Origin of the sequence: Pedobacter sp., from assembly GCF_031119335.1 — a bacterium.
Classification (GTDB): Bacteria; Bacteroidota; Bacteroidia; order Sphingobacteriales; family Sphingobacteriaceae; genus Pedobacter.
Window position 1 is genome coordinate 144854 of record NZ_JAVHXT010000002.1, and the last position, 15670, is coordinate 160523.

General features: G+C 38.6%; 18 protein-coding genes. 8 read left to right on the forward strand and 10 right to left on the reverse strand.

The window, feature by feature from the left end; all coding sequences use genetic code 11:
* Positions 1 to 59: 59 nt before the first annotated feature.
* The 3 genes from fabD to REI64_RS02825 all read right to left on the reverse strand — a co-directional run bounded on the left by fabD (position 60) and on the right by REI64_RS02825 (position 2193).
* Positions 60 to 944: an ACP S-malonyltransferase gene (gene fabD / locus REI64_RS02815; protein ID WP_308848573.1), complete on the reverse strand. Its 885-nt coding sequence runs from the start codon at positions 942 to 944 to the stop codon at positions 60 to 62.
* Positions 945 to 1134: 190 nt separating this feature from the next.
* On the reverse strand, positions 1135 to 1770 hold the full coding sequence (folE, locus tag REI64_RS02820) for a GTP cyclohydrolase I FolE (protein ID WP_308848574.1): 636 nt from the start codon (positions 1768 to 1770) through the stop codon (positions 1135 to 1137).
* 12 nt (positions 1771 to 1782) lie between these two features.
* Entirely contained in the window at positions 1783 to 2193 is a 411-nt protein-coding gene (locus REI64_RS02825; protein ID WP_308848575.1) for a 6-carboxytetrahydropterin synthase, read from the reverse strand.
* 262 nt (positions 2194 to 2455) lie between these two features.
* Between REI64_RS02825 and mqnB the strand changes: the two genes are divergently transcribed.
* From mqnB to REI64_RS02850, 6 genes are all read left to right on the forward strand, one after another.
* Positions 2456 to 3082, forward strand: a complete 627-nt coding sequence (gene mqnB / locus REI64_RS02830; protein ID WP_308848576.1) for a futalosine hydrolase — start codon at positions 2456 to 2458, stop codon at positions 3080 to 3082.
* Between the two features lie 77 nt (positions 3083 to 3159).
* Positions 3160 to 3399, forward strand: a complete 240-nt coding sequence (locus tag REI64_RS02835; protein ID WP_308848577.1) for a hypothetical protein — start codon at positions 3160 to 3162, stop codon at positions 3397 to 3399.
* 19 nt (positions 3400 to 3418) lie between these two features.
* Positions 3419 to 3691 carry a type II toxin-antitoxin system RelE/ParE family toxin gene (locus tag REI64_RS18290; protein WP_375141989.1) on the forward strand — a complete coding sequence of 91 codons (273 nt, stop codon included), beginning with the start codon at positions 3419 to 3421 and terminating at the stop codon, positions 3689 to 3691.
* An 81-nt stretch (positions 3692 to 3772) separates the two neighbouring features.
* Positions 3773 to 4630, forward strand: coding sequence for a 1,4-dihydroxy-6-naphthoate synthase (locus REI64_RS02840; protein ID WP_308848578.1), 858 nt, complete (start codon positions 3773 to 3775; stop codon positions 4628 to 4630).
* 84 nt (positions 4631 to 4714) lie between these two features.
* Entirely contained in the window at positions 4715 to 5533 is an 819-nt protein-coding gene (locus REI64_RS02845) for a PAS and helix-turn-helix domain-containing protein (RefSeq protein ID WP_308848579.1), read from the forward strand.
* Between the two features lie 77 nt (positions 5534 to 5610).
* Entirely contained in the window at positions 5611 to 6924 is a 1314-nt protein-coding gene (locus tag REI64_RS02850; protein WP_308848580.1) for a hypothetical protein, read from the forward strand.
* Between the two features lies 1 nt (position 6925).
* Here the strand turns inward: REI64_RS02850 and REI64_RS02855 are convergent, their stop codons facing one another.
* The 7 genes from REI64_RS02855 to REI64_RS02885 all read right to left on the reverse strand — a co-directional run bounded on the left by REI64_RS02855 (position 6926) and on the right by REI64_RS02885 (position 13263).
* Entirely contained in the window at positions 6926 to 7309 is a 384-nt protein-coding gene (locus REI64_RS02855; RefSeq protein WP_308848581.1) for a hypothetical protein, read from the reverse strand.
* A 4-nt stretch (positions 7310 to 7313) separates the two neighbouring features.
* Positions 7314 to 8549 (reverse strand): ABC transporter permease, encoded by a 1236-nt coding sequence (locus tag REI64_RS02860; protein WP_308848582.1) that lies wholly within the window; start codon positions 8547 to 8549, stop codon positions 7314 to 7316.
* Between the two features lie 99 nt (positions 8550 to 8648).
* The gene (locus REI64_RS02865) at positions 8649 to 9290 is read right to left on the reverse strand and encodes an MBL fold metallo-hydrolase (protein WP_308848583.1); all 642 of its coding nucleotides are present in this window, start codon (positions 9288 to 9290) and stop codon (positions 8649 to 8651) included.
* A gap of 89 nt (positions 9291 to 9379) precedes the next feature.
* On the reverse strand, positions 9380 to 9973 hold the full coding sequence (locus REI64_RS02870; RefSeq protein WP_308848584.1) for a gliding motility lipoprotein GldD: 594 nt from the start codon (positions 9971 to 9973) through the stop codon (positions 9380 to 9382).
* A gap of 44 nt (positions 9974 to 10017) precedes the next feature.
* Positions 10018 to 10791 (reverse strand): shikimate dehydrogenase, encoded by a 774-nt coding sequence (aroE, locus tag REI64_RS02875; protein WP_308848585.1) that lies wholly within the window; start codon positions 10789 to 10791, stop codon positions 10018 to 10020.
* A 152-nt stretch (positions 10792 to 10943) separates the two neighbouring features.
* Positions 10944 to 11705 (reverse strand): phosphosulfolactate synthase, encoded by a 762-nt coding sequence (locus tag REI64_RS02880; protein WP_308848586.1) that lies wholly within the window; start codon positions 11703 to 11705, stop codon positions 10944 to 10946.
* A gap of 154 nt (positions 11706 to 11859) precedes the next feature.
* Positions 11860 to 13263 (reverse strand): tetratricopeptide repeat protein, encoded by a 1404-nt coding sequence (locus REI64_RS02885; RefSeq protein WP_308848587.1) that lies wholly within the window; start codon positions 13261 to 13263, stop codon positions 11860 to 11862.
* 241 nt (positions 13264 to 13504) lie between these two features.
* Here REI64_RS02885 and REI64_RS02890 point away from each other — a divergent pair, with 241 nt between their 5' ends.
* Positions 13505 to 13966 carry a nuclear transport factor 2 family protein gene (locus tag REI64_RS02890; protein ID WP_308848588.1) on the forward strand — a complete coding sequence of 154 codons (462 nt, stop codon included), beginning with the start codon at positions 13505 to 13507 and terminating at the stop codon, positions 13964 to 13966.
* 139 nt (positions 13967 to 14105) lie between these two features.
* The gene (locus REI64_RS02895) at positions 14106 to 15647 is read left to right on the forward strand and encodes an aldehyde dehydrogenase family protein (protein ID WP_308848589.1); all 1542 of its coding nucleotides are present in this window, start codon (positions 14106 to 14108) and stop codon (positions 15645 to 15647) included.
* Positions 15648 to 15670: the final 23 nt, after the last annotated feature.

Below are 15670 nucleotides of genomic sequence, written 5' to 3' on the forward strand. Positions count from 1 at the left end.
AACGCTCTCTAACGTTGGGTTAATTGCTTTTAAACAGCCCCAATAATTATTTCAAAAAACTAAGCGATGCTTGCGCTGCTAGTTTGTACTTCTCTGCTTACTTTTTTAACCAAACCTTGTAAAACATTGCCTGGACCAACTTCTACAAAGTCATTACCACCATCGGCAATCATATTGGTAGCAGTCTGTGTCCATTTTACGGCGCCAGTTAATTGCGCAATTAAGTTTGTTTTAATTACCGCTGGGTCGCTAGTTGGCTGTGCATTTACGTTTTGGTAAATCGGACAAACTGGTGAGCTAATTTCTGTAGCTTCAATTGCAGCTTGCAACTCAACCTTTGCTGGCTCCATTAAAGGCGAGTGGAAAGCACCGCCTACGTTTAACTTCAAAGCTCTTTTTGCACCTGCAGCAGTTAATTGTTCACAGGCCTTGTCAATACCTTCAATGCTACCAGAAATTACCAACTGACCTGGGCAATTATAATTTGCGGGAACTACCACCTCTTCAATACCAGCACAAATTTGCTCTACCACTTCGTCAGCTAAACCTAAAATAGCCGCCATTGTGCTTGGTTGCAACTCGCAAGCTTTTTGCATTGCATTAGCACGAGCAATTACCAATTTCAAGCCATCTTCAAAAGACAATGCGTTTGCAGCAACTAAAGCAGAAAACTCACCTAACGAGTGACCAGCTACCATTTCTGGTTTAAAATCATCACCCAAAACCTTCGCTAAAATTACCGAGTGCAAGAAAATTGCTGGTTGCGTTACGTTAGTTTGTTTCAATTCTTCGTCGGTTCCGCTAAACATAATGTCGCTAATACGGAAACCGATAATTTCATTCGCTTTTTCAAAAAGTTCTTTAGCCAGCGGACTGTTTTCGTACAAGTCCTTACCCATGCCTACAAACTGGGCGCCTTGCCCTGGAAAAATATATGCTTTCATTTTTTTAGATTTGAGATATGAGTATTAAAATGTGAGACATCTGTCCTATTTTCATATCAAATATAAATTGTTCTATTGTTAAATTGATTTATTGTTATGCAAGTAGCAGCTACCGTACAAAAATTGACCTCACATCTAATTTCAGTACCTCCTAAATCGTAACTCGTCAATCGTACTTCCGTAAATCCTTCTAGTGTAAATTCGCCGTAATCAACCTTAAAAACTCTGCACGGGTTTTATCGTTGTTCAAAAATCCGCCAGTAAATGCCGATGTAGTAGTTACCGAATTTTGTTTCTGCACACCACGCATTGCCATACACAAGTGCTTGCATTCCATTACTACCGCAACGCCAGCTGGGTTTAAAGTATCCTGAATGCAATCTCTAATTTCGTTGGTTAAACGTTCTTGCACCTGTAATCTGCGGGCAAAGGCATCAACCACACGAGGAATTTTGCTTAAACCAACAATATGTCCATTAGGAATGTAGGCAATGTGCGCTTTGCCGAAAAACGGCAACATGTGGTGTTCGCACATCGAGAAGACCTCAATATCCTTTACCACCACCATTTGGCTATAATCTTCCTTAAACATGGCCGAACGCAAAATTTCCTCAGGTTTAATATCGTAGCCATGCGTTAAATATTGCAAAGCTTTAGCCACACGCTCAGGTGTTTTTATCAAACCCTCACGCTCTGGGTTTTCGCCCAATTGCGTTAAAATATCCTTGTAATGTAGTGCAACACCATTAATTTTATCATCGTCATATCGTTCTATCTTCTGATAGCCCAATAATTCTTCATCATCGTGGTCGTGATTGTGTGCCATAAATAGATGTAATTAGCCGAAATATTCGACGTAGTTATTATCAGTTTCGTAAATTTTAATGCAGTGCAATTCAGCACCGCTTTCGTTCACATGTGGTTTCAAAATATCCCAAATAGCAATAGCCAAATTCTCTGTAGACGCCAATTTACCTTTCATAAAATCAACATCAAGGTTCAAATTTCTGTGGTCTACTTTGTCAATTACATGCGTATTAATTACTTGTTTCAACCACTTTAAATCTACCAAAAAGCCAGTTTCAGGGTTAACCTCACCTTTAACCGTTACATATAATTGGTAGTTGTGTCCGTGCCAATTTGGGTTAGCGCACTTACCAAAAACCGCTGCATTTTCATCTTCTGTCCAATCTGGTCTAGCCAATTTGTGTGCAGCGTTGAAACCTTCTCTACGTGTGATATAAATCATTTTTTCAAAATAAAGTGCAAATATACAGTATAAAGTCGAGAGGCGAAGGTTCGATATTCGAAGAAACAAAAATTTGAGTGTTACATTGTTTTTTGAAAAGTAATTGCAGTATTTCATGGCTGCGTTAGTCCCGCTTTTCGTTGCTGCCGATAAAATCGGCATACACTTCAATACGGGTTTAGTACACAAACAACAGTGCTAAACACTAAAAAATCACCCCTCCAAACAAAAAACAACCAGAAAATTATCGTTAATTAGCATCATGAAACTTCTCATTGTTGCAGCCACAGAAGCCGAAATTGCGCCAACTTTAGCATATTTCAACTTACAACCTAGCAATTTCATCGAAACTGTAAAATTCGATATTTTAATTACTGGCGTAGGAATGGTTGCAACTGCATTTGCTTTGGGCCAACAACTTAGCAACAAGTATAATTTAGTTCTCAACGTTGGCATAGCTGGGAGTTTCGACAGAGAAATTTCATTAGGCGAAGTGGTAGAAATTGTAGAAGACACTCTTGCTGAACTTGGTGCTGAAGACCATAAAGACTTCATTTCCTTGCCTCAACTTGGTTTTGGCGAAAACAAATTTTCTTCATCAGCAAATGCGGAATTGGACCTTAAAAAAGTAAAAGGCATTACCGTTAACAAAGTGCACGGAAATGCCCAAAGCATTGAGAAAACCACAGCGCTTTACCATCCGCAAACGGAAAGTATGGAAGGAGCGGCTGTTTTTTACGCAGTTAGCAAGGTTAACATTCCGGCTTTGCAAGTTCGCAGTATTTCTAACTATGTTGAGCCAAGAAATAGGGAAAGTTGGCAAATTGGATTGGCTGTAAAGAATTTAAACGAGTGGTTGACTGAATTTTTAAGAATGCTAAAATGCTGATAAGCTTTGTAAAACCATTTTTATACCCTACATATTTGGCGACTAGTATTTTTTGATTAAAATTGGTAAATTTGAATATGAGCATACTAGTAAATACACAAAATGAACAGGAAGAGAAGGTACTAAGGGCTTTTTTAGATAGCTTAAAATACAACTATCAATCTGGCATTGGGGCTAATGAAGAGCAAATTAATGCAACATTTTTAGACGAATACAACAAAGAGGTAAATTTGGCTGACGCCGAAATTTCTTCAGGAGACTTTATTAAGCACACAGATGTAGTAACATTGCTTAAAAATAGAAGAAAAACACTTTGATAGTAATTAAGTGGAATAAATTAGCTTAAAGCAGCTCCTAGATGCAATAGTGTACCTTGAAGAAAATGAAGGACTTTCATACGCACAAAAGATTGAAGATAAAATTTTATCAAAAATAGAATTACTGGCTCAACGACCAAAAATTTACCAGTTAGATAGGTTAAAGAAAAATAATAACGGCAGTTTTTATGCATTTGAAATTGAACGCTATAGAATTTCATATCGTGAAATCGCCTCAGAGATACGGATATTAAGAATTAGGCATACGAATAGACGACCATTCACTCGTTAAACAGCATATCACACCTTATCCCTCTCAAAACTTTGAACTCCTAATGACCATAGTTTAAATTGCTAGCCATAAATTTACAGCATGGAATTAACACTTGGTTTTTCGCCCTGCCCTAATGACACCTTCATTTTTGATGCCCTTATTCATGGTAAAATAGATACAGAAGGTTTAAGCTTTAAGGTGTTTTTTGATGATGTAGAAACCTTAAACCAAAAGGCATTACGTGGCGAGCTAGACATCACCAAGTTGAGTTTCCATGCTTTTGCTTATGTAGCAGAAAAGTATGCTTTGCTAGATGCAGGCAGTGCTTTAGGCTTTGGCGTTGGTCCATTATTGATTTGCAAAAAGGAAAATATTGAGCGAATTAAAAGCGAACTGCAAACTCCAAACTGCAAACTGGTGACTGCCATTCCCGGCAAATACACTACCGCTAATTTCTTGCTAGGTGTTGCCTACCCGCAGCTTACAGAAAAACAAGAGATGGTATTTTCTGATATTGAAGATGCTTTGTTAAACAATGAAATTGACTTAGGGCTAATCATTCACGAAAACCGTTTTACTTACGAAGCTAAAGGTTTATACAAAGTGATGGACTTAGGCGCTTATTGGGAAGAATTTTCTGGCTGCGCTATTCCGCTAGGTGGTATTGTAGTGAATAGAAATTTGCCTTTGGATGTCCAGCAGAAAGTAAATCGTTTAGTACGAAAATCGGTAGAGTTTGCTTTTGCAAACCCAAAATCGGGGATTGAGTTTATTCGTGAACATGCCCAAGCTATGGACGAAGCCGTAATGTACAAACATATTGAACTATACGTAAACCAATACTCAGTAAATTTAGGCATAGAAGGCCGCAAAGCGATTGATACTTTATTTGATATTGCGACTAAAAATGAAGTAATCCCCAAAATAAGTAAAAGCTTGTACGTTGTTCCTAAATAACTCTTGCCAATCAAGATATTTAAATTGCTTTTTCCATTGCCAATTGAATTTTACCCTTATTTTTACTCAAAAAAGATGTAATCAATGAAGTTAGATGGCCTATTGTTCCGAAAATTAATCTCCTCCCTTCAGGAGTTTGGCCATCTTTCGCAACGTGCATTAGGCAAATCCGACACTTTAGAAAAAAAGAAAGAATTTAACCTAAACGAATACCTACGTGTTTTTCACTCTTTTGATCGCTATTTTTACAGCGTAGCAGATATCTCGTCATTGAAAGTTATAGATGCGGGCGGCCCTATAGAGCAATGTATCGGATATAGCCGTGAAGATGTAATTAATAAGGGCTACCGCCTGATGCTAAAAGTGCATCATTTGCAGGATACTATACGCTCGGCACGTGGCGGTTCTCGATATTTTAAATACCTATACCAGCAGCAGCCACACCACAGACCATATATCAAAGTAAACCGTACCTTAGATTTATTTTGTAAAGACGGCAGAAAAATCCATGTGCTTGCCCAAAGTATACCTGTACTATTTAATGACCTGATGGAGCCAATCTATATGCTCAATATCTTTTCAGATATTACAGATATTAAACCAGACAGACGATATACGCACTATATTATAGATAACAGCAACCCCGAAGAAAGCAAGAGAATAGATTTGTTTAACAACGATGAGCTACCATCATACCAGTTAGACAATGCGATACCTATATCTCCCGCAGAGCGGAGAGTAATTGCCCTTATTGCCGAAGGAAAAACAAGCAATGAAATAGCCGACGAGCTGTTCTTAAGTCCACATACCGTAAAAACACATCGCAAAAACATGCTCGAAAAACTTGGTTGTGACAACACCGCACAACTTATCAAAAAAGCTGTTATATCAGGCTGGATTTAGCACATTTTACCTCTTTTTTGGTATTGATACCTTTTATTGCGCTGTCTACTTTTGTTTTAAAGCAATCACTGGTATATATGAAAATCTTACAAACAGTTTCACTATTATTACTATTAACAGTAGGTAAAACTTATTCGCAGACAACATTAAAAGAGGAGAGTCACATCATAAGTTCTGGCCATGCCTCCATCACCATTAATGCTAAACGGAATGGCTCTGCCCTAGAAGTTTGGGTGCAGAACATTAATAATACCAAAACCTACAAAATTTCTTTTACCGCAAACATTAAACTAAGGGGAGACAAAGGAGAGTTTGTGAAATCAATAAAATACTCTGGCAAAATAGCTCCTAATAAAAAGGATTTTACCATGCCCACATATATCGGCTATGCCAATGCAATTACTTCAACCAGCTACAATACCTTAGTAGGCGGTGTTCTAGAAGATTTTAATTGGTCTGAGGTTCCTCAAGCTACCTCAAGCACAAATGTTGGCCAACCAAGCACGGCTATCGCTTCACCAGCTATAAAAAACACCAACGCTGAACAAACTGTAAGCAAGCCCAACCAGACATCAACGACGACTACGGAGACAACTGCAAATGCACCAGTAGATACTCGATCGGCACAAGAAATGGAACGTCAAAAGAAACAGGCCGAATTGGATAAGACATTACAAGCTATAGAACAAAATCAGAAGAAAATAGCAGAAGACCAAAGGAAGACGGGACAGGTTGTGGATGCTATTGGCGGTTCTGTAACTGATTTTCTTGCCGCCGAACGCCAGCGCAAGGCCGAAGCTGAAGAAAAAAGATGGGTGAGCCAACAGCAGAGATCTGCGAAAGCCAAATCATTATGGGACACCTATCATGAAGATGCGCTAAAAGGGGATGAATTTGCTATAGAACAAGTTTATAAAGCTTACCGTTTATGGGACAATTACAAAGAGGCTGATAAATTTATAAACGATATGTTTAACAGATATAGAAGCAAATTTGCCACAAAAATTAAAATGGAAAGAGAAATAAGCATTATGAACAGCGAAATATATGAACAAAAGAAAAACATCCGCCGTTCTTGGTTTCATCCGCTTTTGGGTGCTGGACTTGCCTATGGGGGGTATAAGCTTGGTGAAAGCATAGATGCCGATGCCAGTTTAGGAGATTCTACACCAGGCGTATGGGTGCAAACAGCCGGAATTTTAGCTGGGGTATACTTCGTGGGCAGTGGTTTGGTAAACTTCGCTCGATCTTTTGGTACTGGAAAAAACTCTGATAATTACAAAGATTCCCAAAAACGTTATGAATCCCTAAAACAACTAAACGTTAGTGTAACCCCATCTTATAACCCTTTTACCAAAGCACCAATGATGGGTATGAGAATAAATTTTTAGCCTATTGATTACAAGGCCCCTCTGGAATGTCTTTCAGAATTTTAAGCACTTTCGTAACTACCATGGTAGAGTCGTAACCACCTGTTACCGTAGAGGTATCTGATTTTACCAAATGCGCTTCTACCTCAATGTATACTGGTGTATATGGTTTCTCGAAACCTAGGTTGGTGTATTCTAACTCTAGATTTTTGGCACTGTCTGCAACCCAATATTCGCGGCCTTCATCGCAGTCTGTAAATGATTTTACCTCTGGACCAAAGCTATAAAGCCCCTTTAAGGTTACAGATTTACCTTTCGCTTCTTCCGAATCTTTATTGTTGCGGCATGCCCATAGCAAACTTGCAGCAAACAACAACACACAAACTAAATTTCTATTGGTATACATAGGCTTAAAGATCATTATTGATACGATCTATCTTTTTAACACTTAAATTTGATGCCAAACCCGCAGCTATAAAAGAAAAAAAGCTAACAGTAACAAAAACCAGCACAAAATCTTTCCATTTTAGCGCAATTGGATAAGCATTGGAGAACATAAAATTGGCATCACCCATTTTTACCCAGCCAAAATGCTGCTGTAACAAGCAAAAAATTAACGCTATTAACACCCCAAAGATACAACCTGTTAACGTTATCATCATACCTTCGGCTAAAAAAATTCTTCTAATTAATTGTTTTCCAGCACCAAGACTACTCAGCACTGATATATCTTTTTGTTTATCGATAACCAACATGGTTAACGAGCCAATGATGTTAAAAATTGCGATGATTAAAATAAAGGTGAGAATGATGTAAACCATCCATTTTTCGGAACCCAAAAGGTTATACAAAGCTTGGTTTTGCTCGATCCTATTTTTTACTACATAGTTAGTGCCCAAATTTTCGGACATCTCTTGTTTCAGTTTTTCTACATCTACCCCAGGCTGTACATTAATTTCTATACCCGATACGTTGGTTGGCTCGCCAAGTAGTTCGCGGGCAAAATCTAAAGGAACAATCAAAAGGTTATCGAAATCTTGTTGTATCTCAAAAATACCTGCCGGTGATATACTCAACATGGTAAAATCATCCATTGGATTAACAGAACTACCTGTGACACCCTTTTTTGGAGAGTAAATCTGCAGTTGCTCAAACGGATCGGCAGGGTTAGTATCTAGAAAGGATTGCAAGGCCGAACCTAAAACCGCTTGCGGCTGAGCGATCTTGTTCTCCAAAGCAAAAACCCCATCTACCACAATGGTATCTAAGTTTTTATTCTTAAGGAAATCGCTACTTACACCTTTTACAATTGCCGGCGTTTGCTTTTCACCATACCTTACCAAAGCATTTTCTGCCAGCACCTCGGTAAAGGAATAGATTTTTTCATCTTTCTTTAACTGGTTAAAATAGGCTGTATTTGGATCAAAGGTTTTACCCTGAGCTGGCGCAACCAGAATTTGCGGGGTAATACTGTTGAACATCTTGAGCACCATTTCCTCAAATCCGTTAAACACCGAGAGAATAATGACCAAAGCCGCACTGCCCACCATTACGCCCAACATAGAAATTGCCGAAATGATATTAATGGCATTGGTTGATTTCTTTGCAAAAAGATACCTGCGAGCTATGTAAAAGGCGGTGTTCACTGCGGGTAAAGATAGGGAAAAAGGCGGAGGGTTTAAAGGTGGAAGATTGTTTGAGAAATTCTAAAACTTTTAAATATGCAACCTTACGACAAGGCTTTCTTATCCCACCAAAAACGGATTATTCACTTTTTCGTAACCAATAGTTGTACTTGGTCCGTGTCCAGGAAAAACCTCACAATCATCTGGCAGAGCAAAAACATTGGTTTTAATGCTTTCTATCAATTGTTGGTGGTTACCTCCAGGTAAGTCTGTGCGACCGATACTACGGAAAAACAGCACATCGCCGCCAATTAGGAAGTTCTCTTGTTTAGCGTAAAAACACAAATGTGCTGGGGAATGACCTGGCGCAAAAATCAGTTCTAGCTGACTGCTACCAAATGATACTGTGCCTGTTTCTTCCAAAAATATTTCTGGCTCGGGCGAAACTTCGTACTGGAAGCCCATTTGCGGTGCATAACTTACCACTCGATGCAACAATGGTAATTCTCCTTTATGAAACTGCGGCTTTAAACCCCATTGATCGAAAACAAATTTATTACCCAATACATGGTCGATATGACAGTGTGTGTTCAGCAACAAAACAGGTTTCAAGCCCTTTTCTGTAATGAAATTCACTAACTTATTTTGCTCGTTTCCTTCGTAAATTCCTGGATCTATAATTACGCATTCGCCAGTTTCGTCAAATAAAACATAAGTATTTTCTTGGTAAGGATTGAATGTAAAAAACTTTAAACTGATCATTTGAAGTACGATTTTAGATTTACGAATTACGATTTCTTGCTACATACTTTCTCTCCCTTTTGGGGAGAGATGCCGAAGGCAGAGAGGGGCTATTTCTTCCACTGAAAGGTTTCTATCAGCTTGTCTATATCTTGTTTAATAAATTTAACTACGGGTTGGATGGAATCGTATTGTGGACGTTCATTGAAATACAACGCACCACGCAAATAATGGTTTACGCTATCCGTTAGAAAAAACTGAACTGAAGAAGCAGTATTTCCAGCGATGCTGTAATAAATGCCATAAACTTTCTTATCAGGATAATTGATGATACGCTGATCGATAGCATCTGCCTTAATAGTATGCTTCATAGCTAAACTACGGGCATTCTCGGTCATTTCGTTATAGGTTCTAGGCGAGAAAACATCGTAATAAGTAATATGCAATACACCGTTAAACTGCGTAAAATTCAAATTCTTCCAGCAAGGTGCAGCATTTTTATCCAAATCATCCGTTAGTTGCGCATAAGTTGGATAGCTAAAGCTATAGGCACATCCATCATTAAAAGATTGATATTTTTTTTCTGGGAAGTTGATACGAAAATACCCTTTAGGCTTAGGCGTAGCTACTTTCTCGTTGCTGCAGGCCGATAATAGCGCTATGGATAAAATTAAGCAAAAAATAGTTTTCAGTTTCCAGTTCACAGTGCAACAATAAAACAATTTAACCATATAGCCATTACTCCCCTCTAGAGCCTGTCCCGATAATTCGGGAGGTTGGAGGTATTCCAAATATCCCAAGAACGCTCTGCTTGTAAATGTAGCATTTCCAAACCATTTTTTATGGCTCCGCCTTGCGCTTTTACTTTGGTTAAAAAAGCAGTTTCTTCTGGATTGTACACCAAATCGTAAGCTAAATGCTTTTCATTTAAATGCTGATATGGGATTGGAGGAAAAGAATCTACATTAGGAAACATACCTAAAGGGGTAGTATTCACTAAAACGGTGTATTCTTCCAAAACTTCTTTGGTTACGCTAGAGTACAATACTGCATTTGGCTGTGCATTTCTAACTACCGAAATAAAAGGAATGTTCAGTTGATTGAAAACATACTTCACCGCCATTGCAGCGCCACCATCACCAAATATCAAAGCTTTGGTATGATGTGGTTTTAACAAAGGTTTTAAGGACACTTCAAAACCATAAACATCGGTATTGTAACCTTTCAATACTGGCTTTTCTCCCGACTGATCGATTGATATGCAGTTTACAGCACCAATTTTTTCGGCAGCATCATCTAATTCGCTAATGTAAGGCATTACACTTACTTTATGCGGAATAGTCACATTCAAACCGCAAAGCAAGGGGTCTGCCTCAATTAAATCGAGTACCTCTTTTGCTTGTGGTATGGGATGAAGTTCGTATTTACAATCTGTAATTTGCTCTTCCTTAAATTTGTCTGCAAAATATTGCTTAGAAAAAGATGCGGAAAGCGGAAAGCCTATTAAACCAAAAGTTCTCATATAGTAAATTAAACATTTAGTCATTTCGAAGAAGGAATGACTGAGAAATCTTTATGTTACAAATCCTCGTAACCTCCGAATGACATTAAGAAAGATTTCTCCATTTCGCTGCGCTCCAGTCGAAATGACGGACGGGCAACTATAGTTGTCTGTTATTTATTTAAAAAATAATCGAAAGTATCGCCGCGTAAGCCCAAACGAATGGTTTCTAAAGGTATCACTTCTGCAGGGGCAATATTACCCAAGTTTACATTCGTACCAATTAATTTGATAAACCATACTTGTTGCTCTTTTTGTGGAGCCTCCCAAATGATACGCTCATCTGGTATCTGCGTTAAAATTTCGTCTACCAATCCTTCCCTAACCTCGCCAGTGCCGCGGTAAATACCAACATTTCCGCCTTCTCTTGCTTCAGCTATTACCTTCCAAGATCCAGCTTCAATTTCAGCTTTCATCAATTGGATCCATTTGTATGGTGCAAAAATCTTTGCAGCGTCCTTAGAGCCAACTTCAGAAATTACAGTAACCTGTTTAGCTAATTTAGCGATATATTCACATTTTTCTTCATGAACAATGTCCATAGAACCATCTGAAACTTCGGCAAATTCCATCCCAAATTCATCTAAAACTCTTTGGTAATCTTCAAACTGATTTCGGATAGCAAATGCCTCGAACAAAGTACCTCCGAAATAAACCGGAATACCGGCACTACGGTACAAAGCCAATTTTTCCTTCAAATTTGGGGTAACGTAAGAAGTTGCCCAGCCCAATTTTACAATATCAGTATGTACGCCAGCTACTTCTATAAAATCTTCAACCTGCCTTAAACTTAAGCCTTTGTCCATCACCATAGTTAATCCCTTTTGGCGTGGCTTGCTTGTACGTTCAGGAATGTCGTTTAAAGTATAATTCATCTAATTTGTTATTGTATCCCATCTAATAGATGGCTCGTTCCCATGCAATTGCGAAGTTTTCAATCAAACTAAGCTTTTCGATAGAAAGCATATCGGCGCAAAGTTAAAAAACTCCGCCTTCTTTTATGCACCAACAAATGTTAAGTTTTGCTTTTTATTTAATGTATTTACTGATTATTGTCACAATTGTGCTGTTATTTGCTAGTTGCGGCAAATATTCGAACAAAATGTAGTGCTTATCTGGATCAATGGCCAAGGCAGTTTCCAAATAATCTATGCCTTCCTGACCTTTACCTAGCGCAAACATATAGGCAACCATTCTGTAATACAATTCTGCTGCATCTGGATTGTTTTTGATGGCATCCAGCATCGTTTCTGACGCTTCTACCAACCTGCCCTGCTCATACAGCACGGTAGAAAAATCTAACCAAGCTTCAACATCAACCGGATTAAACTCTAGTACCTTGTAATAAGCCTCAATAGATTCGTCTATTTGACCTAATTTGTAATACGAATCTGCTACCGCAAACCAAAAATCAGCATTTTCATCATCAAGATCTAAGGCTTTTTTGTAAAAGTGCAACGACTCAAAGTATCTTTCTTCAAAGTTCAAGGTTACGCCAATTCCAAACCAGGCATCAGCCATTTTAGGATCCATTTTTACAGATTTCTTGTAATAAGATCTTGCTTCGTCCATCTGCTCTAGCTTTTCGTAGCATTCGCCAATGGCACAATAAGTATCGGCATTAGGCGGTTCGTATTCAAACGTCTGTTTATAAACCTCAATGGCTTCTTCGTATTTGTCTAACTGTACTAAAGCATTTCCTTTGTTGAAATATGCTGAAGAAAAGTTTTCCTTAATCAAGATGGCGTAATCATAAGCGTCGATAGCCTTTTCATAAAGTTCTAATTTATGATATGAATTTGCCAAATTGTACCAAGCGGCGTAAGAATAAGGGTCGTTATCAATATATTCTTGATAGAAATGGATACTTTCTTCCTGCTTATCCAAAATATCATAACAAAAGGCCAGCTCGTAAAGTCCGTCTTTGTTCTCCATGTTTTGTTCTAAGCTGCGCTTGATGTAAACTATTGCATTTTCATAATCGTGCATGTTTTGATACACATAGGCAATCTGCAATAAAATTTCGTCGGTGGTTTCTGCTAGTGTAAGCGCCTTTTCATAGTTTTCCAAAGCCTCGGCATGACGATCCATGTTTTGATAGATATTACCTCTTAGCACATAGATATCTGCTTCCGAAGCCTCTAACATTTCGGCCTTTTCCAAAGCGGCAAATGCTCTATCTACCTCATTGGTAAACAATAATAGTTGCGCTTGTTTAATCAAGAAAACCGCAGCATAAGGGTGCTGACTTAATGCAAAATCAATTACTTCCAATGCCTTTACAGGATCGTTCTTTTCTATATAGTTATCTATGATATATTCAAAAGCTTGCGCATCAAAAAAATACTGATCCTCGTTACGGATCATCTCTTCATAACGTTCTACAGAATTTTGCGCATCTTCATTAAAATCAAATTCAAATTCTTCTTCCATGTTTCTGAATATTTAAAAGAACAGCCCTTGTTGCTTAGTTTTACATCATAAGTTTACGTTAATTCTTAAACAAGGCGATAAAATAATTATCAACATACACACACTGCACTGTTCAAATGTTTCAAAATAAAAGATTTAGGCAGGTTTGAATGTGGATGCGTTTGCGGCCGCTTGGCAGGGGCTCTTCTTTACTTATTACAAATTTCGATATATTTAGTTTTAAAAAGGTAACATCAAAGTCATGAATAAACTAAGAATAGGGCTTGCGCTGCTATTTTGCTCAGTAACTACATTTGCATTTGCGCAAAACAATGAGGAAGAAGCAATCAAAAAGACCATTAACCAATTGTTCGATGGCATGCGAAAATCGGACAGCACACTAGTAAGAAGTGCTTTTAACCAAGGGGCGATTTTGCAAACCATTGGCAAAACCAAAGAAGGAACTGCCGTTGTTAGAAGTACAGATTTGAATGGTTTCGTTGCAAGTATTGCAAAACCACATCCAGAAATTCACGACGAAAGAATTGTATTCACGAAGATACTAATCGATGCAAATTTAGCTAGCGTTTGGACAGACTATAAATTTTACATTGGAGAAAAGTTTAGCCATTGCGGCGTTAATTCATTTCAGTTGGTTAAAGTTGGTGATGCTTGGAAAATCGTTTATTTGATAGACACCAGAAGGAAAGAAAATTGCAATTAAGATTAGCCACATATGCAAAGATGTTTTTGATTTAAAGTTTAAATTGATATCTGTGCATCTGTGGCAAAAAACATTATAAACACTCTTTTTCAATTTTATTTTTTGTTGATTTGTATATATCCGATTAAAATATAGAAACATGAAACCAGATATCAGTTCAATTTTAGCACAACTAGGCATTGCCGGTTTTAACCCTTCGTATAGCACAGGTAGCAAATGGAGCCATGCGGCAGATGGTGAGCATATCCACAGCATGTCGCCGGTTGATGGCGAGAAAATTTCATCTGTTTTTGCAGCTTCTTTAGAAGAATACGAGCATGTCATCAGCACTGCGCAAGAAGCATATAAACACTGGAACAAAATTCCTGCTCCTAAACGTGGCGAAATTGTACGTCAGTTTGGCGATGCTTTGAGAAAGCAAAAGCATGCTTTGGGCACTTTGGTTTCTTATGAAATGGGTAAAAGCCTACAAGAAGGCTTGGGCGAAGTGCAAGAAATGATTGATATCTGTGATTTTGCAGTAGGTTTGTCGCGTCAGTTGTACGGGTTAACCATGCATAGCGAAAGACCAAACCACCGTATGTACGAGCAATGGCACCCGCTAGGTATTGTAGGCATTATCTCTGCTTTTAACTTTCCTGTAGCCGTTTGGGCTTGGAATGCAGCCTTAGCTTGGGTTTGTGGCAATGTTTGCGTTTGGAAACCATCAGAAAAAACACCAATTACAGCCATTGCTTGTCAGCGCATAGCGGAAGAAGTTTTTGCTGCCAATGATATCCCAGAAGGAGTTTCTTGTTTAATTATCGGTGATGCTGAAATAGGAAAATTAATGAGTGCCGATACTCGTGTACCTTTAGTTTCGGCCACAGGTTCTACACGTATGGGCAAGGCAGTAGCGATGCAGGTAGCCAATCGTTTAGGCAAAACCATTTTAGAATTGGGCGGCAACAATGCCATCATTATTTCAAAAGATGCCGATTTAGAGATGTCGCTAATTGGTGCTGTTTTTGGCGCTGTGGGTACTGCCGGACAACGTTGTACCACAACTCGTAGGTTAATTATCCACGAAAGTGTGTACGAAACTTTCAAGGCGAAACTGGTAAAAGCTTACGGACAACTGCGTATTGGCAATCCATTAGACCAAAACAACCACGTTGGCCCGCTGATTGATAAAGATGCAGTAAGAGCTTACTTGGCTTCGATAGAGAAATGTAAGGCAGAAGGCGGCAGATTTGTAGTGGAAGGTGGTGTTTTAGAAGGCGATGAATACAGCTCTGGCTGTTACGTAAAACCTTGCATTGCCGAAGTGGAAAACCATTACGAAATTGTACAGCACGAAACTTTTGCACCAATCCTATACTTAATTAAGTACAACGATTTGGAAGAAGCCATTGCCTTGCAGAATGGTGTACCACAGGGTTTATCTTCAGCTATTATGACATTGAACTTGCGTGAAGCAGAGCAATTCTTATCAGCTCAAGGTTCTGATTGCGGTATTGCCAACGTAAACATTGGTACTTCTGGTGCAGAAATTGGCGGCGCTTTTGGCGGCGAAAAAGAAACCGGTGGCGGTAGAGAAAGTGGTTCTGATGCTTGGAAAGGCTATATGCGAAGACAAACGAATACAATTAATTATTCGAATACTTTGCCGTTGGCGCAGGGTATTAAGTTTGATTTGTAACCCCCAAATCCCCTAAAGGGGAC